This window comes from Pseudomonas sp. ok272 (assembly GCF_900109995.1).
Classification (GTDB): domain Bacteria; phylum Pseudomonadota; class Gammaproteobacteria; order Pseudomonadales; family Pseudomonadaceae; genus Aquipseudomonas.
On record NZ_FOCB01000004.1, the window covers coordinates 126,515 to 146,529 of the forward strand.

Annotated in this window: 20 protein-coding genes; 3 read left to right on the forward strand and 17 right to left on the reverse strand. The window is 59.9% G+C overall.

Translation table 11 applies throughout. The features are described from left to right. Nucleotides 1-126 precede the first annotated feature (126 nt). Nucleotides 127-765 carry a TetR/AcrR family transcriptional regulator gene (locus BMW74_RS08430; protein WP_093416587.1) on the reverse strand — a complete coding sequence of 213 codons (639 nt, stop codon included), beginning with the start codon at nucleotides 763-765 and terminating at the stop codon, nucleotides 127-129. 79 nt (nucleotides 766-844) lie between these two features. On the opposite strand from BMW74_RS08430, the gene BMW74_RS08435 reads away from it, so the two are divergent. After that, nucleotides 845-1,978 carry an aminotransferase class V-fold PLP-dependent enzyme gene (locus BMW74_RS08435; RefSeq protein ID WP_093416592.1) on the forward strand — a complete coding sequence of 378 codons (1,134 nt, stop codon included), beginning with the start codon at nucleotides 845-847 and terminating at the stop codon, nucleotides 1,976-1,978. Nucleotides 1,979-2,202: 224 nt separating this feature from the next. Here the strand turns inward: BMW74_RS08435 and BMW74_RS08440 are convergent, their stop codons facing one another. The 12 genes from BMW74_RS08440 to BMW74_RS08495 form a co-directional block, all read right to left on the reverse strand. After that, on the reverse strand, nucleotides 2,203-2,991 hold the full coding sequence (locus BMW74_RS08440) for a TatD family hydrolase (protein WP_093416597.1): 789 nt from the start codon (nucleotides 2,989-2,991) through the stop codon (nucleotides 2,203-2,205). Nucleotides 2,992-3,070: 79 nt separating this feature from the next. Continuing rightward, nucleotides 3,071-4,057, reverse strand: a complete 987-nt coding sequence (locus BMW74_RS08445) for a DNA polymerase III subunit delta' (protein ID WP_093416603.1) — start codon at nucleotides 4,055-4,057, stop codon at nucleotides 3,071-3,073. Then, nucleotides 4,050-4,682, reverse strand: coding sequence for a dTMP kinase (gene tmk / locus BMW74_RS08450; RefSeq protein ID WP_093416608.1), 633 nt, complete (start codon nucleotides 4,680-4,682; stop codon nucleotides 4,050-4,052). The genes BMW74_RS08445 and tmk overlap by 8 nt, the downstream gene beginning before the upstream one ends. 21 nt (nucleotides 4,683-4,703) lie before the next feature. Further along, nucleotides 4,704-5,822, reverse strand: coding sequence for an endolytic transglycosylase MltG (gene mltG, locus BMW74_RS08455; protein ID WP_256562548.1), 1,119 nt, complete (start codon nucleotides 5,820-5,822; stop codon nucleotides 4,704-4,706). A 3-nt stretch (nucleotides 5,823-5,825) separates the two neighbouring features. After that, nucleotides 5,826-6,641, reverse strand: coding sequence for an aminodeoxychorismate lyase (gene pabC / locus BMW74_RS08460; protein WP_093416613.1), 816 nt, complete (start codon nucleotides 6,639-6,641; stop codon nucleotides 5,826-5,828). Continuing rightward, a complete protein-coding gene (gene fabF / locus BMW74_RS08465) occupies nucleotides 6,641-7,885 on the reverse strand; it encodes a beta-ketoacyl-ACP synthase II (RefSeq protein ID WP_093416617.1) in 1,245 nt (414 codons plus the stop codon). Before fabF ends, pabC begins: the two co-directional genes overlap by 1 nt. A 109-nt stretch (nucleotides 7,886-7,994) precedes the next feature. Further along, complete coding sequence (gene acpP, locus BMW74_RS08470; protein ID WP_093416622.1) at nucleotides 7,995-8,231, reverse strand: acyl carrier protein; 237 nt, start codon at nucleotides 8,229-8,231, stop codon at nucleotides 7,995-7,997. Nucleotides 8,232-8,423: 192 nt separating this feature from the next. Then, nucleotides 8,424-9,167, reverse strand: a complete 744-nt coding sequence (gene fabG, locus BMW74_RS08475; protein WP_093416627.1) for a 3-oxoacyl-ACP reductase FabG — start codon at nucleotides 9,165-9,167, stop codon at nucleotides 8,424-8,426. 16 nt (nucleotides 9,168-9,183) lie between these two features. Continuing rightward, nucleotides 9,184-10,122 (reverse strand): ACP S-malonyltransferase, encoded by a 939-nt coding sequence (gene fabD, locus BMW74_RS08480; RefSeq protein ID WP_093416630.1) that lies wholly within the window; start codon nucleotides 10,120-10,122, stop codon nucleotides 9,184-9,186. A 125-nt stretch (nucleotides 10,123-10,247) separates the two neighbouring features. Beyond that, nucleotides 10,248-11,258: a phosphate acyltransferase PlsX gene (plsX, locus tag BMW74_RS08485; protein ID WP_093416634.1), complete on the reverse strand. Its 1,011-nt coding sequence runs from the start codon at nucleotides 11,256-11,258 to the stop codon at nucleotides 10,248-10,250. Between the two features lie 3 nt (nucleotides 11,259-11,261). Further along, nucleotides 11,262-11,444 (reverse strand): 50S ribosomal protein L32, encoded by a 183-nt coding sequence (rpmF, locus tag BMW74_RS08490; protein WP_003179396.1) that lies wholly within the window; start codon nucleotides 11,442-11,444, stop codon nucleotides 11,262-11,264. Between the two features lie 13 nt (nucleotides 11,445-11,457). Beyond that, nucleotides 11,458-11,985: a YceD family protein gene (locus tag BMW74_RS08495; RefSeq protein ID WP_008152342.1), complete on the reverse strand. Its 528-nt coding sequence runs from the start codon at nucleotides 11,983-11,985 to the stop codon at nucleotides 11,458-11,460. A 105-nt stretch (nucleotides 11,986-12,090) separates the two neighbouring features. Here BMW74_RS08495 and BMW74_RS08500 point away from each other — a divergent pair, with 105 nt between their 5' ends. After that, a complete protein-coding gene (locus BMW74_RS08500) occupies nucleotides 12,091-12,669 on the forward strand; it encodes a Maf family protein (RefSeq protein WP_093416639.1) in 579 nt (192 codons plus the stop codon). Between the two features lie 74 nt (nucleotides 12,670-12,743). On the opposite strand, the gene sppA is transcribed toward BMW74_RS08500, so the two are convergent. From sppA to rluC, 3 genes are read right to left on the reverse strand one after another with little or no spacing between them, the layout of a single operon-like run. Further along, nucleotides 12,744-13,733, reverse strand: coding sequence for a signal peptide peptidase SppA (sppA, locus tag BMW74_RS08505; RefSeq protein ID WP_093416643.1), 990 nt, complete (start codon nucleotides 13,731-13,733; stop codon nucleotides 12,744-12,746). 20 nt (nucleotides 13,734-13,753) lie between these two features. Further along, complete coding sequence (locus BMW74_RS08510) at nucleotides 13,754-14,419, reverse strand: HAD-IA family hydrolase (RefSeq protein WP_093416646.1); 666 nt, start codon at nucleotides 14,417-14,419, stop codon at nucleotides 13,754-13,756. After that, on the reverse strand, nucleotides 14,406-15,368 hold the full coding sequence (gene rluC, locus BMW74_RS08515; RefSeq protein ID WP_093416649.1) for a 23S rRNA pseudouridine(955/2504/2580) synthase RluC: 963 nt from the start codon (nucleotides 15,366-15,368) through the stop codon (nucleotides 14,406-14,408). The genes BMW74_RS08510 and rluC overlap by 14 nt, the downstream gene beginning before the upstream one ends. Nucleotides 15,369-16,108: 740 nt before the next feature. Here rluC and rne point away from each other — a divergent pair. Continuing rightward, nucleotides 16,109-19,222, forward strand: coding sequence for a ribonuclease E (rne, locus tag BMW74_RS08525; RefSeq protein WP_093416652.1), 3,114 nt, complete (start codon nucleotides 16,109-16,111; stop codon nucleotides 19,220-19,222). Nucleotides 19,223-19,313: 91 nt separating this feature from the next. Here rne and BMW74_RS08530 read toward each other — a convergent pair whose 3' ends face one another. Then, nucleotides 19,314-19,934, reverse strand: coding sequence for a nucleotidyltransferase family protein (locus tag BMW74_RS08530; protein ID WP_256562549.1), 621 nt, complete (start codon nucleotides 19,932-19,934; stop codon nucleotides 19,314-19,316). Nucleotides 19,935-20,015: the final 81 nt, after the last annotated feature.

Consider the following 20,015-nt stretch of genomic DNA (forward strand, 5'->3'; position numbering starts at 1 on the left):
AGATAGATTCGGAAGCACCAAAACTTGACTCACAAATCAGGTTTTGGCAAGTCCTAAGCCTGAGTATAGTTCTGGGGACACTGCGCCATACAGGGAAAATATGGCGCCATCAGCTCATTGAATGGATCAGTTGCCGGATGTATCGGGATCGCGCTTGCGCTTGTTGCCCATGCGCACGCCGATATCCATCAGGAACTGGAAGAAACCTTCCTGGTCTTCCAGCACGTTGCTCCAGAACGGCGAGTGATACAGCGCGACGGCGCCGTGCACGAGTGCCCAGGCTGCACAGTAGTGAAAGTACGGCGGCACATCTTCCAGCTTGCCTTCACTGATACGCCCCTTGATCAACAAGGTCAGGCGTTCGAAGTTGGAAGCACGAATCTTATGCAGCTCTTCGACCATCTCCGGCACCTGGTTACCCTTGACCACCTTCTCTTCCAGGCGATCGAACAAGCGGTAGCGTTGCGGGTCACGCATGCGAAACTCAAAGTAGGCCCGGGACAGGGCTTCCTTATCCTTGTCGACATCCGCAGAGTGCAGCAACTCGTTCAAGTCACGCTCGTAATCGAGCATCAGGCGCAGATAGATCTCGGCCTTGGATTTGAAATGCTTGTAGATGGTGCCTTTGCCGATACCCACGGCATCAGCGATCATCTCGACGGTGACACTGTCTTCACCTTGTTCGAGGAACAGCTTGAGCGCGGTGTCGAGAATTTCTTGCTCGCGGCGACGAAACTCACGGACCTTACGAGGTTCTTTGTGCATAAGAAAAGGTCTGTAGGGGTCAAAATTCGAAGCCGCGTATTATGCCTAACTTGCACCAAATTGCACGGATCATCCGACCATGACTACGTTTCTTGATGAATTTGCACAAGCTCCCGACCTGCGCTATTTGAATCACGCGGCGGTTTCTCCCTGGCCAAATCGAGCCGCCGCCGCCGTGACGCGCTTCGCCCAGGAGAACGTTTTACTGGGTGCGCGCGACTATCCAGACTGGATGAGCCTTGAGCAACGCCTACGCGAACGCCTGGCACGACTGCTAAACGCACCATCGACGGATGATGTGGCACTGGTCAAAAATACTTCCGAGGCGCTGTCGTTTGTCGCCTTCGGACTGCCTTGGCAAAGCGGTGACCAGATCGTCATCAGCGATGAGGAGTTCCCTTCAAACCGCATTGTCTGGGAAGCCCTGGCCTCACAAGGCGTGGAAGTGGTCCAGGCCAGCCTCAAGGGTGATGACCCGGAAGGCTCCCTGCTGGCGGCGTGTGGGCCGCGCACTCGACTGATGTCAGTGAGTGCGGTGCAGTTTGCCAGCGGCGTGCGCCTGGACCTGCAACGCCTGGGTGCCGGGTGCAAGCAACTGAACGTGCTGTTTTGCATCGACGCCATCCAACAACTCGGCGCCCAGCCCTTCGACGTGCAGCGCTATCAGTGCGACTTCGCCATGGCCGACGGCCACAAGTGGATGCTCGGCCCGGAAGGCCTGGGCGTGTTCTACGTGCGCAGCGAACTGCGCGAGCGACTCAAGCTCCACGAATTCGGCTGGCACATGCTCGAACACATGGGGGATTACAACCGAAGTACCTGGGAGCCAGCCAAAAGCGCAAGGCGCTTTGAGTGTGGCAGCCCGAACATGCTCGGCGCGATGGCGCTGGAGGCAAGCCTGTCGTTACTGGAAGAGGTCGGCATGGACACTGTTGCGGCACTGATTGCCGAGCGCGTGCAGTGGCTACAGGAAGGGTTGGGGGCGATTGCCGGCGTCAAACTGCACAGCCCGCTCAATCCGGCCCGTCGCGGGGGGATTATCTCCTTCAGTATCGACGGCATCGATAATCAGGCCCTGTGGACCACCCTCATGGCCCAGCAGGTCGTCTGTATCCCCCGCGGGCCAGGTGTGCGTTTTTCACCACATTTCTATACAGAAAAGCGCGTGATCACCGAAACTATCGCCATCGTCGCGTCAATCGCCAAGCCATGAGAACTCAAGCGAAGCGTCGGTATTCCAAATATGTTTAAGAAACGCGGGGAGCAAACTGGACTCGGCGCAATACTGATCAATACTTGAACTGTCGGCGCGACATCTCCCCCAAGTGTCGCGCCGATATAGGTACCAACGGACCGCGTACCTTTGTTTACTCCTAATGGTCTTAACCCGGATTCACCCCCCAGAACCCGGGTTTTTTTTGCCTGCGATTTAGCCGATCAAGCCGACTTGACGCGGGCCAGCGGGAACAATCGCTTGAAGTTCTCGGTGGTCTGCTCGGCAAATCGCTCGTAGGACTCCCCGCGCAGCATCGCCAGGAACTCTGCCACTTCACGCACGTACTGCGGCAGGTTGGGTTTGCCGCGATAAGGGATCGGCGCCAGGTACGGCGAGTCGGTTTCTACCAGCAGGCGGTCGACCGGTACCTTGCTGGCGACATCACGCAGGGCGTCGGCATTGCGAAACGTCACGATCCCCGACAGTGAAATGTAGAACCCCAGGTCCAGCGCCGCCTTGGCCATGTCCCAGTCTTCGGTAAAGCAATGCAGCACACCCGCCTGGGGCAACGCGGCCTCGCGCAACAACGCCAGGGTATCGGCACGAGCGCCGCGGGTGTGGACGATCACCGGCTTGCCCGTCTGCTGAGCGGCCTGCAGGTGCAGGCGGAAGGACGCCCGCTGCAACTCGGCGGCCTCCGGCTCGTAATGGTAGTCCAGGCCGGTTTCGCCGATGGCCACCACCCGTGGATGCGCAAGCTCATGCAGCAACCAGTCCAGCGCCGGCGCAGCCCCCGGCTGCACATCAAGCGGGTGAACGCCTACCGAACAATCGACATCGTCATAGCGCTCGGCAAGCGCCTTAACATCGGCAGCGTTGTCGACACTGACGCCAATACACAGGAAATGCCCCACCCCACGTTGGCGGGCCGCCTCAAGTGCAGCATCCAGGGAGCCCTCATGGGCGGTGAGGTCGAGACGGTCAAGGTGACAATGGGAATCTACGAGCATAGGGGCTGCAACTGCGTCGGATAAAGGAAGTGGCCGGCCTCAGGGCCGCACCACGTTGGAAATGCGCGGCGACGGGGACTCACCGCTGGGCGGGCAACCCGGCCCATTGCACCAGGAGCGCCTCAAGCAGCAACACCCGATTAAGGTTAGCCTTGCTCAGCACCTTCTGCCGCTGAGCCAGGATCCAGTCCTGAATGTTCAGCACCTTGTCCTGGGAGGACTTTTGCGCCAGGTATTGCACCACCTTGCGCATGTCAGCCAACCCCAATCCGGCCTCATCCTGGGTCAATTGATAGCGCAGGATCAGGCTCGACCAATCGCAGAACCAGTCGAACAGCAGCAGCAGTGGAATCGCATTCCACCCCTCGGCCAATTGTGTGGGCGACTGCTGTTGCTTGAGCAGTTTCTTCACCCCTTCGACCACCAGCGCCCGCTGCTCGCGCACGCCCTGGGCCTGCAAAGCAACCGCCGCCAGGGGCGAGCCAGCCGCCAGGGTCAACAGTTCGACACGTTCGTCCTCGCTGCAATCCGGCAAGGCCCTGGCCAGCCATTCAAGGCTCATCGCCTCGCTCGGCAGCGGGCACGCTTGCTGCACGCAGCGACTCTTGATCGTTGGCAACAGGCGGCTGGTCTGGTGACTGACCAGCAACAGCACGGTATCGCCGGAAGGCTCTTCAAGACTCTTGAGCAGCGCGTTGGCCGCGTTGACGTTCATGGCCTCGACCGGCTCGATCAACACCACCTTGCGCCCGCCCATCTGCGCGGTCTGCACCACGAAGCTGACCAGGTCTCGTACCTGATCGACCTTGATCGCCTTGTCTGCCTCTTCCGGCTCCAGGATGTAGTTATCCGGATGACTGCCGGCCTTGAGCAGCAGGCAGGACTTGCACTGCCCGCACGCCTCCAGGCCTTCGGGGCGCTGGCACAGCAATCGCGCCATCAGGCGCTCCGCCAGGGCGCGCTTGCCAATGCCCGCGGGGCCGTGGAGCAAATAGGCATGGGCGTGTTGGGGGCGGCCCGCCAGGTGCTGCCAAAGGCCGTCCTGCCATGGATAGGCCTCAGCCACGGTGACGCTCCAGCAACTGCGGCATCAATGCATCCAGCGCTTGCTGAACACGGTCCAGCGACTGCGACGCATCCACCAAGAGATAACGCGCCGGATCGGCTTCGGCACGCTTGAGAAAGGCACTGCGCACCGCATCGAAGAACACTCGACCTTCAAGCTCGAACCGATCCAGCCGCCCCCGGGCGCTGGCCCGCGCCATGCCGATTTCAATCGGCAGGTCGAAGACCAGCGTCAGGTCTGGGCGCAAGTCGCCCTGGACAAAGGCTTCCAGTGTCGCAATACGTTCCAGGGACAATCCACGTCCGCCGCCCTGATAGGCGTAAGTCGAATCGGTAAAGCGATCACACAAGACTACAGCCCCTCGCGCCAGCGCCGGGCGAATCACTTCAGCCAAGTGCTGGGCACGTGCGGCGAATACCAGCAACAGCTCGGTATCCGGGTTCATCACTTCGTCGACCGGCGCCAACAGCACATCACGGATGCGTTCGGCCAACGGCGTGCCGCCCGGCTCGCGCGTCAACACCACCTCGACACCCGCGGCGCGCAAACGCTCTGCCAGGTATTCGCGATTGGTGCTCTTGCCAGCGCCTTCAGGGCCTTCCAGGGTAATAAACAAGCCAGTCACAGGCAGTCCTTAGTCAGAGAGTCATTGCGGGCTTTGCGATTCTTCAGCGCCGGGAGCGCCATCCGGCGGCACAGAGACGGGAGCATCTGGCGCTGCAGCACTGTTGGCCGGCGCAGGGCTTGAGCGGTAGTCCGCCCGACGCTTGAGCTGATACTCGCGCACCGCGCTGTTGTGGGCATCCAGGTCATCGGAAAACACATGGCTGCCATCCCCGCGGGCCACGAAATACAAACTGCTGCCCGGCACCGGGTTCAGCGCGGCATTGATCGCTTCGCGGCCAACCATTGCAATCGGCGTCGGCGGAAGACCGGAAATCACATAGGTGTTGTAGGGTGTTGGCTCTTTCAGGGCCGAGCGGGTCAACTTGCCGGTGTAGCGTTCGCCCATGCCGTAGATCACGGTCGGATCGGTCTGCAGCAACATGCCGACCCGCAAGCGCCGCACAAACACCCCGGCGATCTGCCCGCGCTCCTGGGGCACGCCGGTTTCCTTCTCCACCAGCGAGGCCATGATCAGCGCCTGATAAGGATCGGTATAGGGCGCATCAGGAGAGCGCTTGCTCCACTCCTTGGCCAGTACGTCGTCCAGGCGGTCGTAGGCCTTTTCCAGCAAGTCGGCATCGCTCATCCCACGAACGAAACGATAGGTGTCGGGAAAGAATCGCCCCTCTGGGAACACGCCAGGATGGCCGAGCTTTTCCATGACCTCACTGTCGCTCAAGCCGGCCAGGGTTTGCTCAAGCTTGTCATTTTTAGCCAACGCGGCGCGGACCTGCCGGAAGTTCCAGCCTTCAACCAATGTCAGGCTGTACTGAACCACTTCACCGCGCTGCCACAGGCCGATCAGCCCTTGCGCCGTCATGCCCGGCAGCATGCGGTACTCACCGCTATGCAGGGGTTGCGAGGCAAGATTGAAGCGCCAGTACAGACGCAGCCAGAAGGCATCGTCGAGCACACCGTCAGCTTCCAGGCGATTGAACGTCCCGGACGGTGTTGCACCATTGGGCACATCCAGAAACTCTTCCTGAGTAATATTGAGCGGCTGCTCCAGCGCCGAGTTGATCTTCCAGGCCGAAGCGCCCAGCAGCAGCCCCGCCAGAACCAATCCGGTTTCCAGCAGCAGCAAGAGTTTACGTCTCACGAATCAAGCATCCAGTAGGGAGCGGGCAATGCCTTGCAGTTTACGGGTGAGCGGCCCAACCGGCCAGCTCAGCGCAGCATAAGCGCATACCGGCCAGACGCCGTACACGCTATTACAAACGAAGACCTCATCAGCCGCCTGCAACTGATCGAGGTTGATGTCGGTGATTTCAGTGGAAATCCCCAGAGAACTGGCTTGAAACAACAATTCGGCACGCATCACACCCGCGACACCACAGCGACTCAGGTCAGCCGTAGCCAGCACGCCATTACGCACCACGAATACATTGCTGAACACCCCTTCGATCACTCGACCTTCCAGGTCGAGCATCAAGCCTTCTGCGTAATCGACACCTTGCCATTCGGCACGCGCGAGGACTTGCTCCAGGCGATTCAAATGCTTGAGGCCGGCGAGCAATGGCTGGCTCGAAAGGCGTGTGGCGCAGGGAAACAGGCGAATGCCTGTCTGCCCATAGGCGGGCGGATAGCTCGGCGCAGGGCTGCCTTGCAGGATCCGCCGCACCGTGGCGGCGGGGTCGGCAGCATAACCGCGCAGACTATCGCCACGGGTGAGGATCAACTTCAGTACCCCAGCCCCCAACGCCGCCGCGTAAGCCAGGACCTCGGCACGAATCAGCGCAGGGTCGGCAACCATCGCCAGGCGCGAGCAACCCAACGCCAGACGCTGCAAATGCCGCTCCAGCAGCAAGGGTCGCCCGTCTTTCACCGCGATGGTCTCGAACAGACCATCGCCGTAGGCCAGGCCACGGTCCTTCAGCGACAGCGCGTCATCTGACTGACCGTCGACCCAACTGTCCATCAGCCGACGAACCGGCGGAACACCAGCGAACCGTTGGTACCGCCAAAGCCGAACGAGTTGGACAACACGACATCGATGCCCATGTCACGGGCCGTATGCGGCACAAAATCGAGGTCGCAGCCTTCGTCCGGCTCATCAAGGTTGATGGTCGGCGGCGCTACCTGGCCATTGATGGCCAACACGCTGAAGATGGCTTCGACAGCGCCTGCAGCCCCCAACAGGTGCCCGGTCATGGATTTGGTGGAGCTGATGGCCAGCTTGTAGGCATGATCGCCAAACACAGTCTTGATCGCCTGCGCTTCAGCCAGGTCACCCGCCGAGGTCGACGTGCCGTGCGCGTTGACGTACTGCACTTGATCGCCATTGATCTGCGCATCACGCAAGGCATTGGTGATGCAGCGTGCAGCGCCCGCCCCGTCAGCCGGTGGCGAGGTCATGTGATAGGCGTCACCACTGGTGCCAAAGCCAATCAGCTCGGCATAGATGGTCGCGCCACGCGCCTTGGCATGTTCCAGCTCCTCAAGTACCAACGCACCGGCACCGTCAGACAGCACAAAACCATCACGCCCCTTGTCCCACGGCCGGCTGGCACGGGTTGGCTCGTCATTGCGCGTGGACAGCGCACGCGCAGCCCCGAAACCGCCCATGCCCAGGCCGCAAGCAGCCATTTCAGCGCCACCGGCAATCATCACATCGGCTTCGCCGTAGGCAATGTTGCGCGCCGCCATGCCAATGCAGTGCGTGCCTGTCGTACAAGCGGTCGAGATGGCGTAGTTGGGTCCCTGTATCCCCAGGTGGATCGACAGGAATCCGGAAATCATGTTGATGATCGAGCCCGGCACGAAAAACGGAGAAATCCGTCGCGGCCCGGAATCATGCAGGGTGCGGCTGGTCTCCTCGATATTGGTCAGTCCACCAATACCCGAGCCCATGGCCACGCCAATCCGCTCACGGTTGGCGTCGGTCACTTCCAGGCCAGCATTACGCATTGCCTGAAACCCGGCTGCCAAGCCGTATTGGATGAACAGGTCAAGCTTGCGAGCTTCCTTGGCCGACAGGTATTCCTCGACATTGAAGGCCTTTACCGAGCCGCCAAAACGGGTGGAATAGGCAGAAAGGTCGGTGTGTTCGATCAGACCAATGCCACTGCGGCCAGCCAGAATGCCCTGCCAACTGCTCGGCACATCCGTACCCAGTGGCGACAACATACCCATACCGGTGACTACGACGCGTCTACGCGACACAGCACTCTCCTTTTTTCAAATGACGACTTTGCATCAGGCCTAAAGAAAAAACCGCACGCCATGATGGCAGTGCGGTTTTTCCATGACAGCGAACAACGATTACAAACTATTACGCCGAGTGGGCAGTAACGTAGTCGATTGCTGCTTGTACAGTAGTGATCTTCTCAGCTTCTTCGTCAGGGATTTCGGTCTCGAATTCCTCTTCCAGAGCCATCACCAGCTCAACGGTGTCAAGGGAGTCGGCACCCAGGTCTTCAACGAAGGAAGCACCGTTGGTGACTTCGTCTTCTTTAACGCCCAGTTGCTCAACAACGATTTTCTTGACGCGCTCTTCGATGGTGCTCATACCTTGTTTTCACTCCTAATGGACAAATTCAGGCAGCTGGCCAGTGGGTAAGTGTATAGAAAGGCATTTCAGTTTTTCAACTGAAAGCTTCACTCCTCAAACCCTGATGACCCGCCACCAATAATTAGATTGCAGCTTTATAACGGATTTTAGACAGCTCGTATGACATTTTTTTGAAGCGACCCGTCACATTTAACTCATGTACATCCCGCCGTTCACCGGGATTGTAGCCCCAGTAACGTAAGCCGCACCGTCCGACGCAAGAAAAGCGACCACGGACGCAATCTCTTGAGCCTGCCCCAGACGGCCCAGCGGAATTTGTGCCTGCAAGGCTTCACGCTGCGCTTGCGGCAACTCGCGGGTCATATCAGTATCGATAAAACCCGGCGCTACCGAATTGACCGTGATCGAGCGCGAGCCCACTTCACGTGCCAATGCACGACTAAAACCTTCCAGCCCTGCCTTGGCGGCTGCATAGTTTACTTGGCCTGCGTTGCCCATGGCACCCACAACCGAACCAATACTGATGATTCGCCCCCAACGCGCCTTGGTCATGCCACGCAAAACGCCCTTGGACAAGCGGAATAGACTGTTCAGGTTGGTATCGACGACGTCATGCCACTCGTCGTCCTTCATGCGCATCATCAGGTTATCGCGGGTGATACCGGCGTTATTCACCAGAATCGCCGGCGCCCCGAACTGCTCCTGAATGCTCGCCAGCACAGCGGCGACGGACTCGTCGCTGGTGACATTCAACTCAAGGCCTGTACCTTGAATGCCATGCTCTTTCAGGGTTTGAGCAATGCGCTCGGCACCCGAGGCGGACGTTGCAGTGCCTACCACGACAGCACCCTGACGACCCAACTCCAGGGCGATGGCCTGGCCAATACCACGGCTGGCACCGGTAACCAGTGCAACTTTACCTTGCAGACTCATGCAAGCTTCTCCTAATTCAGGCCAGCGCTGCACGGGCGGCAGCGAAGGCATCTGGGGTATTGAGGTTAGAGGTCGACACGCCTTCGGCGCAGCGCTTGTTCAGGCCCGCCAGGACCTTGCCCGGACCGCACTCAACCAATTGAGTCGCGCCCTTGGCAGCCAGTGCCTGGACAGACTCAACCCAGCGTACGGGCTTATAGAGTTGTTCCAGCAGATCACGCTTGAGGGCCTCAAGATCAACCGGTACGGCGGCGCTGACATTTTGCACCAACGGGATCTGTGGGACTTGCCAGTCGATCGCCGCAATGGACTCGGCAAAACGCTCGGCGGCTGGACGCATCAGCTCGCAGTGCGATGGCACGCTCACGGGCAATGGCAGCGCACGCTTGGCTCCACGCGCCTTGCAGCCTTCGATGGCGCGCTCCACAGCAGCCTTGGCCCCGGCAATCACCACCTGGCCAGGCGAGTTGAAGTTAACGGCGCTAACCACCTCACCCTGGGCCGCTTCGGCGCAGGCTGCCAGCACATCAGCATCGTCCAGACCGAGAATGGCAGCCATACCGCCCTGCCCGGCCGGAACGGCTTCCTGCATCAACTGGCCACGACGCTCGACCAACTTGACCGCATCCCCCAGGCTCAGGCTGCCAGCGGCAACCAGCGCGCTGTACTCACCCAAACTGTGACCGGCAACATAGGCCGGACGCGCACCGCCTTCAGCCAGCCACAAGCGCCACAGGGCGATCGAAGCGGTCAGAATGGCCGGTTGGGTTTTATCGGTTTGATTGAGTTGCTCTTCCGGCCCTTGCTGGGTCAGCGCCCACAGGTCGTAACCCAGGGCAGCGGAAGCTTCTTTGAATGTGTCGAGGACAACCGGATGTTGCGCGCCCAACTCGGCCAGCATGCCGAGGGACTGCGAACCCTGTCCTGGAAAGACAAATGCGAGAGAAGCAGACATGTAACAAGCCCCTAATGATCTTGTCGTCGGATAATTGACGCCCCACGCGGGGGACGCAAGAAACTGACAGTTGGATGGCCAATTGAACTGAGCGGTCACATTTAAGCATTGTCCAACGCAAACGCCTAAAGCAACAAACCCTCCAGCCGCCCATGCAGGCGCTGCGGCAGGTCTTCCTGGATCTCGATCAATGCGCGCTGAATGGCACTCTGAAAGCCCAGCACACCAGCCGAGCCATGGCTTTTGATCACAATGCCCTGCAACCCGAGAAAGCTTGCGCCATTGTGCCGGGCGGGCGCCAAGTCGGCCTGTAAACGCTTCATCAATGGCAACGCCAAGGCGCCCACCAATTTTGTAGCCAGGTTTTTGTTGAACAACGCCTCGATGCGCCCGGCAATCATGGTCGCCAGGCCCTCGCTGGATTTGAGCAGGATATTCCCGACAAAACCATCACAGACCACCACATCCGCCTCGCCACGGTACACGCCATCGCCCTCGACGAAACCGATGTAGTTCAGCCCCCGAGCGCTTTGCAGCAACGCGGCGGCGAGTTTCACCTGCTGGTTACCCTTGATGTCTTCGGTGCCGATGTTGAGCAGCGCGACCTTCGGCCGAACGACCCCCAAGGTCTCTGCCGCCACCGAACCCATTACCGCGAACTGAAGCAGATGTTCGGCACTGCAATCGACATTGGCCCCCAGGTCCAGCAACTGGCAATAGCCACGCTGCGTCGGGATAGCCGCAACCATCGCCGGCCGGTCAATGCCTGGCAACGTCTTGAGCACATAGCGGGACAAAGCCATCAGCGCCCCGGTGTTACCCGCACTGACACAGGCCTGGGCCTTGCCATCGCGTAACAATTCGAGGGCTACCCGCATCGAGGAGTCCGGCTTGCCACGTAGGGCCTGGGAAGGTTTTTCATCCATGCCAATGACTTCGCCCGCCGACACAATCGTCAGGCGCGCGCGATCCACAGCTGAATGGCTGGCAATCAATTCTTCAAGAAGGGAGGGTTGACCGACGAGGGTCAGGTGCAGCGAGGGCGTAGCAGACAGACAAGCAATGCTCGCCTGAACAATGCTGCGGGGACCGAAGTCCCCGCCCATTGCGTCAATCGCGATGACTTGAGCAGACAAGGATTACTCGTCAGCGCCCTTGTCGATCACTTTACGGCCACGGTATACGCCTTCTGGCGATACGTGGTGACGCAGGTGAACTTCACCAGTAGTCTTTTCTACGGACAGAGTGCTTGCCTCGAGAGCATCGTGGGAACGACGCATGTCACGGGCGGAGCGGGATTTTTTGTTCTGCTGAACAGCCATAATTGATTAACTCCTAAACGTTTGGGTCACGCTTTAACTGCGCCAATACACTGAACGGGTTGGACCGCGTTACCTCGTCCTCGCTCGGTTCGGGCTCATCGAGACCCGCCGGCTGCTGGCATTCTTCCGGATGATGAGCAGGCACAATGGGCAAGGCGAGCAGAAGCTCCTCCTCGATCAGTGACTGCAGATCCAAAGGATCTTCGCCCAGTTCCAGCACGTCATAACCTTTCGGCAACGACTGGGTATTCGCACCCTCCTTCACCACAGCATAACTGCATTCGCTGTGAATCGGCAGGGTGACCAGCTCAAGACAACGCTGGCAAACCATTTTGACCTCGGTGTCGATAAAACTGTGGATGACCACAGATTTACGTTCATCTCGTTCAAAAACGAATTTAGCCTGCACCGTACCGACAGTGTCGGAAAGCGGGTCGCAGAGTCTCTCCAAATCGGCCAGCAGCATTTCACCTTGAAGGGTGGTGCCACGATCAGCCAATTTGCGCGGGTCAACGTGAGGTGGAATCGGGTCATTCAACATAGGCGCAGCATTATAGGGATGCCCCTGAACATGTCAAAGGAAATTCAACCCTGTCCGCCACTTGCAAGCCTCGCTAGAATTTACAACTGACTTTTGGAGAGCCGCATGCTGCCTTTATTACTCGCTTCCAGCTCGATTTATCGCCGCGAACTGCTGACTCGCCTGCAACTGCCTTTCACCTGCAGCTCCCCGGACATCGACGAAAGCCACCGCCCCGGCGAGACCGCCAGCGAACTGGTCAAGCGCCTATCCAAGGAAAAAGCCCAGGCCCTGGCAACCCGTCATCCAGCCCACCTCATCATCGGCTCGGACCAAGTCGCGGTACTCGACGGGCAAATCATCGGCAAACCCCACACCTTCGAGAAGGCCCGCGAGCAGCTCCTGGCAGCCAGCGGCGCCAGCGTGACCTTCCTCACCGGCCTGGCGGTGCTCAACAGCCAGACCGGTGAATGCCAGGTCGATTGCGTGCCGTTCACCGTCCACATGCGCACACTGGATCAGGCACGCATCGAACGCTACCTGCGCGCCGAACAGCCCTACGACTGCGCAGGCAGCTTCAAGGCCGAAGGCCTGGGGGTGAGCCTGTTTCGAAGCACCGAAGGCCCTGATGCCACCAGCCTGGTCGGCCTGCCGCTAATCCGACTGGTGGACATGCTGCTCGCCGAAGGCCTACAGATTCCTTGACGCGCAACGCCGCATCCGCGCACCCAGCATAAAAAAACCGGCCTCAGGGGCCGGTTCTTCATGCAGCATTACGATCAGCGCAATGCCGGCCCTTGAAAGCCCATCCACATCGCCAATTGCTCAGCCACGCTGGCCCCAAGCTTTTTCGAAAAGCGATCGAACGGCGACTCCTGAACGGTGAAGTCCACCAGTTCTTTCTCGCCAATCACATCCCGCGCCACCGAACTGGCATTACCCAGGCCATCGATCAAGCCCAACGGCAACGCCTGCTCACCCGACCAGACCAGGCCAGAGAACAACTCCGGATGCTCCTTGTCCTTGAGCCGATCACCGCGCCCCTTCTTCACACTGGCGATGAACTGTTGATGCGTTGTATCCAACACCCCCTGCCAGAACTTGGTTTCTTCGGGCTTCTGCGGCTGGAACGGATCAAGGAACGACTTGTGCTCGCCCGAGGTGTACGTGCGACGCTCAACCCCCAGCTTCTCCATGGTACCGACAAAGCCGTAACCGGCCGCCGTCACCCCGATAGAGCCCACCAGGCTCGCCTTGTCAGCATAGATCTGGTCCGCCGCACTGGCGATGTAGTAAGCCCCTGAAGCCCCCAGGTCGGATATCACGGCATACACCTTGATCTGCGGGTGCAAGACGCGCAGACGGCCAATTTCATCGTAGACGTAGCCCGACTGCACCGGACTGCCGCCCGGACTGTTGATGCGCAGCACAACGCCCTTGACCTTCGGGTCCTCGAACGCCGCCCGCAGGCTGCCAACGATATTGTCGGCGCTGGCGGGTTCTTTATCGGCAATCACGCCAGTGATATCAATCAGCGCGGTGTAGCCCGGACCACGGGTCGCACTCTTCTCAATATCCATCAGCGGCGTGAAGAGGATCAGCGCGACAAACAGGTACACAAAGGTCAGCAACTTGAAAAAAATCCCCCAGCGCCGCGAACGACGCTGCTCCTGCACGCCTGCCAGCAAGGTCTTTTCCAACAGCTTCCAGCTTTTGTCGGCACCGTCATCCGCACTTGCCTTGACAGGCGCTTTCCATTCGTCGGTCATTCAATCCACCCCAACAACATTTAATGGGCCCGCTGACCCAGCCAGGCATGCAATTGCGAAAAATGGTCAATGCTCAGGCATGGCTCGAACATACGCAACGCCTCGATGGACTGGGCGCCATAGCTGACCGCCACGGAGGCCATGCCGGCATTGCGCGCCATCTGCAGGTCAAACGATGAATCCCCGACCATCAATGCCTGCCCGGCACGGACGCCGCAATGCGCAAGGATTTGCTCGAGCATCAGCGGATGAGGCTTGCTGGCGGTTTCATCCGCAGCACGGGTGATATCAAAAAAGCTTTCCCAGCCATGGGACTTGAGCACGCGATCCAACCCACGCCGAGCCTTGCCGGTTGCAACCGCCAACTGATAGCCCTCGGCACGAAACGCGCCCAGGGTTTCGACGACGCCGTCGAACAACGGCGAGGGCTCTGAATCCAGGGCGATGTAGTGATCGGCATAATGCTGACGAAAAGCGACCAACTGCGCATCACCGATACCCGGATACAAGGTACGGATCGCCTCCGGCAAGCCAAGGCCGATAATGCCCTTGACCGCCAGGTCGTCACACAAGGCATAGCCCGAGCGCTCGGAAGCAACGTGCATCGACTCGACGATCCGGCTAACAGAGTCAGCCAGCGTGCCATCCCAATCAAAAATCAATAACTTGCATTCAGATGGGTGCACTCAAGCGCTCCACGGTCTTGGCCCACACGTCATCGACAGGCGCCTGCAACTTGAGCTCGCCACCATCCGGCAATGGCACGGTCAGCATGTAGGCATGGAGAAACAGGCGTTTGCCGCCCATGTCGCGAATCTCCTTGCTGAAATCGTCATCGCCATACTTGGTATCACCGGCGATACAGTGCCCCGCATGCTGGGTGTGCACGCGAATCTGGTGAGTCCGACCAGTGATCGGCTTGGCTTCGATCAGGGTGGCAAAGTCACCAAAGCGACGCAGGACCTTGAACACGGTCACAGATTCCTTGCCCTCCTCCTCGTCGACCTCGACCATGCGCTCTCCGGAGCGCAGGTTGCTCTTGCCCAGCGAGGCACGCACCTGCTTGATCGAGGCGGCCCAGTTACCACGAACCAACGCCATATAGCGCTTATCGACACCATCGCCACGCAAGGCGGTGTGCAGATGGCGCAGCATGCTGCGCTTCTTGGCGATCATCAGCAGGCCGGAGGTGTCGCGGTCGAGACGGTGAACCAGTTCGAGCTCCTTGCAATCGGGGCGCAACTGGCGAAAGGCTTCGATCACCCCGTACGTCAAGCCGCTACCACCGTGCACAGCGATGCCGCACGGCTTGTTGATCACGATCAGTGCTTTGTCTTCGAAGACAATCGAGGCTTCCAGGCGCTGCAACAAACCTTGCGCCAAGGGCACCGGTTCGTCGCGCTCAGGCACACGGACCGGCGGCACGCGCACGATATCACCCGCCTGCAGCTTGTATTCGGGCTTGATCCTTCCCTTGTTCACCCGCACTTCGCCTTTACGCAAAATGCGGTAAATCAAGGTCTTGGGCACGCCTTTGAGTCGAGCGAGCAGGAAGTTATCAATACGTTGGCCGGCATATTCCGGCGAGACCTCAAGCAGTTGTACGCTTGGAGTCGAGGGGGCAGTAGTCGTCATGCCGCGAATGATAACAATTTTTTATGGAATTGAAGCACTTAATCATTGCTGCTATAGTCGCGAACGCCGCCAAAAGCGGCCTGGACAGAGGACAAACGGCAAGTTGCCGGCCCTGCCCAACGCAATTCATCAGGACGCGAGGCCGTCCTACGGGGCTTTCGCAATGATTGGAAGGTTCATGATTGTAACAAGCGCAGGTGACATGAGGCCTGAAGCGAGCACAGCCAGAGAGTAACCACTCGTCAGTTGTGCCGATATTTACGGCCAGTTCACAAAGTGCAGTCAGTCACGAATCGAACCATGAGCGAATGCTTCGGAAACAACGCCTGTTACAGCCGGGTACGGGTACAACCGCCTTTACCCGGTATTGAGTAGCCATGAGCGTGCCCTCCCCTTTGGAGTGCGCGGTAAATGCCAACCCGCTGCGGATTCTGCGCGCGGCAGCACCCGAATTATCAGGGATACGTGTAGGGTGGAGATGCACAACCGTCGGACTGTGTAGCACTAGGCTTATATTTAGACGCTTCATCTCGTCCACAGTCGCCGGTTGATTCCTCCTCCTGACTGAGTGCTTAAGTAGCCACAGCAAGCAGGACGCGTACGTCGCGATGAAGGCCCACATTGGCCGGACTTCGCTGGACACGGGAATGGCCAACCACTCCTGACGCACCTGACACCGACCGTGAGAAGTCGTGTGTGCCGAACGCCGTTTCCGGCAGCCCGGAAACCGACGGTACTACATGAAAAGAATGCTGATTAATGCAACCCAACCCGAAGAGTTGCGTGTTGCACTGGTAGATGGCCAACGCCTCTACGACCTGGACATCGAGTCAGGTGCACGCGAGCAGAAGAAGGCCAACATCTATAAAGGCCGGATTACTCGCATCGAACCAAGCCTTGAGGCTGCCTTTGTCGATTTCGGCTCTGAGCGCCACGGCTTCCTGCCCCTCAAAGAAATCTCCCGCGAATACTTCAAGAAAACCCCAGAAGGTCGCGTGAACATCAAGGACGTCCTGAGCGAAGGCCAGGAAGTCATCGTTCAGGTGGAAAAAGAAGAACGTGGCAACAAGGGCGCAGCCCTGACCACCTTCATCAGCCTGGCCGGTCGTTACCTGGTGCTGATGCCGAACAACCCACGGGCCGGCGGCATCTCCCGTCGCATCGAAGGCGAAGAGCGCAACGAGTTGCGCGAAGCCCTCAATGGCCTGGTTGCCCCGGCTGACATGGGTCTGATCGTGCGCACGGCCGGCCTTGGCCGCAGCAGCGAAGAAATGCAGTGGGACCTCGACTACCTGCTGCAACTGTGGACCGCCATCAAAGAAGCCTCGCTGGATCGCTCCGCGCCATTCCTGATCTACCAGGAAAGCAACGTGATCATCCGCGCGATCCGCGACTACCTGCGCCAGGACATCGGCGAAGTGCTGATCGACAGCGTTGAAGCCCAGGACGAAGCCCTGACCTTCATCCGCCAGGTGATGCCGCAGTACGCCAGCAAGATCAAGCTGTACGAAGACAGCGTTCCGCTGTTCAACCGTTTCCAGATCGAAAGCCAGATCGAGACCGCTTTCCAGCGCGTCGTCGAACTGCCTTCCGGCGGCTCCATCGTGATCGATCCGACCGAAGCCCTGGTGTCCATCGACATCAACTCGGCGCGCGCCACCAAAGGCAGCGACATCGAAGAAACCGCGCTGCAGACCAACCTTGAAGCCGCCGAAGAGATCGCCCGTCAGTTGCGCCTGCGCGACATCGGCGGCTTGATCGTTATCGACTTCATCGACATGACGCCGGCCAAGAACCAGCGCGCCGTGGAAGAAAAAGTCCGCGAATGCCTGGAAGCTGACCGCGCCCGCGTGCAAGTCGGTCGCATCTCGCGCTTCGGCCTGCTGGAAATGTCCCGCCAGCGCCTGCGTCCTTCGCTTGGCGAAAGCAGCGGCATCGTCTGCCCACGTTGCAACGGCACCGGCATCATCCGTGACGTTGAATCGCTGTCGCTGGCAATCCTGCGCCTGATCGAAGAAGAAGCCCTGAAAGACCGCACCGCCGAAGTTCGCGCACAAGTGCCGATCCCGGTTGCCGCGTTCCTGCTCAACGAGAAGCGTAACTCGATCACCAAGATCGAACTGCGTACTCGCGCGCGCATCGTCATCCTGCCGAACGACCACCTCGAAACGCCGCACTTCGAAGTTCAGCGCCTGCGCGATGACAGCCCAGAAGCACACATCAACCAGTCCAGCTACGAAATCGCTGCTGCCGCTGCTGAAGTGGAAGAAGTGCAACCGGCTGCCGCCACCCGCACCCTGGTTCGCCAGGAAGCCGCCGTCAAGACCGCTCCAGCGCGCGCCAATGCTCCGGTTCCGACCGAAGAGGTAGCCGCCCCGGCGCCAGCACCTGCCGTCGTGCCGGAGCCCAGCCTGTTCAAGGGCCTGGTGAAGTCGCTGGTCAGCCTGTTCGCCACCAAGGAAGAGCCAGCTGCTCCTGCCGTGGTCGAAAAGCCAGCCACCGAGCGCCCAGCGCGTAACGAAGAGCGTCGCAACGGCCGCCAGCAAAGCCGCAACCGCAACGGTCGTCGTGATGAAGAACGCAAGCCTCGCGAAGAACGTGCACCGCGTGAAGAACGCGCACCACGTGAGCCGCGCGAAGAGCGCCAACCACGCGAAGCCCGTGAAGAGACTCCAGCGGTAGCCCGCGAAGAGCGCGCACCTCGCGCACCGCGTGAAGAGCGCGCACCACGTGCCCCACGCGAAGATCGCAAGCCACGCGGCGAGCGTGAAGAGCGTCCGGTTCGTGAACTGCGCGAGCCTCTGGATGCCGTTCCAGCCGCTGCTGCTGCCGTTGCCGCAACCGTCGTCGCTGAAGAGCGCCCAGCTCGCCAGCCTCGTGAAGAACGTGCGCCACGCCCACCGCGTGAAGAGCGTCAACCACGGGCCGAGCAAGCGACTGCCGCCGCAACTGAAGAAGAACTGCTGACCAACGAAGAGCAACTGTCGGAAGACGGTCAGGACAACGCCGAAGGCGATCGTCCGCGCCGCCGCTCCCGTGGCCAGCGTCGTCGCAGCAACCGTCGTGAACGTCAACGCGATGCCAATGGCAACGTGATCGAAGGTTCCGAAGAGTCCGAAAACAGCGAAGAGCCAACTGGCGCTGAACTGGCTGCCGGTCTTGCCGTAACCGCCGCCGTTGCCAGCACCGTGATCAGCGCCCCTGCTGAGGCCCAGGCCCACCAGCAAGCTGAACGTGCGACCGCAACCGTGACCGAGGAAGTCGCTCAGGAAACTGCCCAGGAAGCCGTTCAGGTAGAAGCGCCAGTCGTTGAAGCCACGACGCCAGTCGAAGCGCCAGCCGCTCCTGCTGTAGACGTTGCGCCAGCGGTTGAAGCCCAGCCCGAAGTGCACGCTGAGGTTGAAACCTTCGTCGCGGCTGCAGAGCCTGCCTTCGAAGCGCCGGTCGCCGAAGAAAAAGCGCCTGAAGCCCGCGAAGAGCAAACAGCGTTCAACTGGGTTGCCGAGCCTGTGGCTGTTGAAGCCGCCGTTGAAGTGATCGCTGCCGAAGTCGTGGCACCGGTTGCCGAAGTGGTTGCCGAACCAGTGGCCGTTGTTACCGAAGCCGCTCCAGTCGAAGCGCCAGTCGTTGCCGAGGCACCAGCACCGGTTGTCGAAGCGGCACCCGCTGTCGTCCTGACCGAAAACGGTCGCGCACCCAACGACCCACGTGAAGTGCGTCGCCGCAAGCGTGAAGCCGAGCGTCTGCAGAAAGAAGCCGAACAGGCTGGCGCTGCTGTCCCGGCAACCGACGACGTGACCGAGCAACACCCTGAGGCCCTGGAAAAAGAGCACGAGCCTAAACCCCTCGCCTGATTCCATCCGCCACTAAAAAGCCCCGCCTGAGTGATCAGGCGGGGCTTTTTTTACATCTGAATCCGAGCCCCAGGGGTTCAGCGATCGGTGGCTACTTGAATGCCAATGCCTGCGGCACATCCACATCCCACAACACCCCAGGATCCTCCAGCGCCACCTCAATCACCTTGGCCGAGGCAAACAATGGCTTGGCCCCGCGATCACCCGACAGCGCCATCAATGCCGGACCATACGCAGCACCAAAGCCTACCGGATGCCCAAACTCACCACCGTGCACCGGCACACTGATTGAATCCGCCGCCATCCGTGCGATCACCCGCTCAATACTCGACGGCAGGATAAACGGCATATCCCCCAGCACTATCAACCAGCCCTCCTGCGCCGGGTGCGTCGCCACCGCCGCAGCGATGCTGTCGCCCATGCCAGTGCAGGCCTGTAGCAACACTTCACAACCATAGGCACGGGCGAGGCGCGCCACCTCGGGACGATCCCCCGTGGTCACCAGTATTCGCGATTCAAGGCTGGCTGGCAGGTTGCGCAAAGTGTGCTCGACCACCGGCCGCACCACCCCGTCGCGCCCCACGCACAAGGCCAACAGCTTGTCCTGATCGAATCCCGCCACCTGCCGGTAACGACTGCCCTGCCCTGCGGCAAGGATGATTGCCCCCACCATCAGGCGCTGATCCTGACCCTGGAGTGTTGAGCGCGTCATGGGCATGTCCGTACAGAAGTTAAAAAAAACCCTGCCACCGCGTAAGGCGTGCAGGGCTTTGGATTCAGCCTTGAGCGTAGA

Excerpts from the sequence above, each read along its gene's own strand:
- fabG (WP_093416627.1), bottom strand. The coding sequence starts at position 9,167 with ATGAGTCTGCAAGGTAAAGTTGCACTGGTTACCGGTGCCAGCCGTGGT.
- BMW74_RS08440 (WP_093416597.1), bottom strand. The coding sequence starts at position 2,991 with ATGCTCGTAGATTCCCATTGTCACCTTGACCGTCTCGACCTCACCGCC.
- BMW74_RS08435 (WP_093416592.1), top strand. The coding sequence starts at position 845 with ATGACTACGTTTCTTGATGAATTTGCACAAGCTCCCGACCTGCGCTAT.
- rpmF (WP_003179396.1), bottom strand. The coding sequence starts at position 11,444 with ATGGCTGTTCAGCAGAACAAAAAATCCCGCTCCGCCCGTGACATGCGT.
- rne (WP_093416652.1), top strand. The coding sequence starts at position 16,109 with ATGAAAAGAATGCTGATTAATGCAACCCAACCCGAAGAGTTGCGTGTT.
- acpP (WP_093416622.1), bottom strand. The coding sequence starts at position 8,231 with ATGAGCACCATCGAAGAGCGCGTCAAGAAAATCGTTGTTGAGCAACTG.
- pabC (WP_093416613.1), bottom strand. The coding sequence starts at position 6,641 with ATGGACAGTTGGGTCGACGGTCAGTCAGATGACGCGCTGTCGCTGAAG.
- fabD (WP_093416630.1), bottom strand. The coding sequence starts at position 10,122 with ATGTCTGCTTCTCTCGCATTTGTCTTTCCAGGACAGGGTTCGCAGTCC.
- sppA (WP_093416643.1), bottom strand. The coding sequence starts at position 13,733 with ATGACCGACGAATGGAAAGCGCCTGTCAAGGCAAGTGCGGATGACGGT.
- rluC (WP_093416649.1), bottom strand. The coding sequence starts at position 15,368 with ATGACGACTACTGCCCCCTCGACTCCAAGCGTACAACTGCTTGAGGTC.
- BMW74_RS08500 (WP_093416639.1), top strand. The coding sequence starts at position 12,091 with ATGCTGCCTTTATTACTCGCTTCCAGCTCGATTTATCGCCGCGAACTG.
- BMW74_RS08495 (WP_008152342.1), bottom strand. The coding sequence starts at position 11,985 with ATGTTGAATGACCCGATTCCACCTCACGTTGACCCGCGCAAATTGGCT.
- BMW74_RS08430 (WP_093416587.1), bottom strand. The coding sequence starts at position 765 with ATGCACAAAGAACCTCGTAAGGTCCGTGAGTTTCGTCGCCGCGAGCAA.
- BMW74_RS08530 (WP_256562549.1), bottom strand. The coding sequence starts at position 19,934 with ATGACGCGCTCAACACTCCAGGGTCAGGATCAGCGCCTGATGGTGGGG.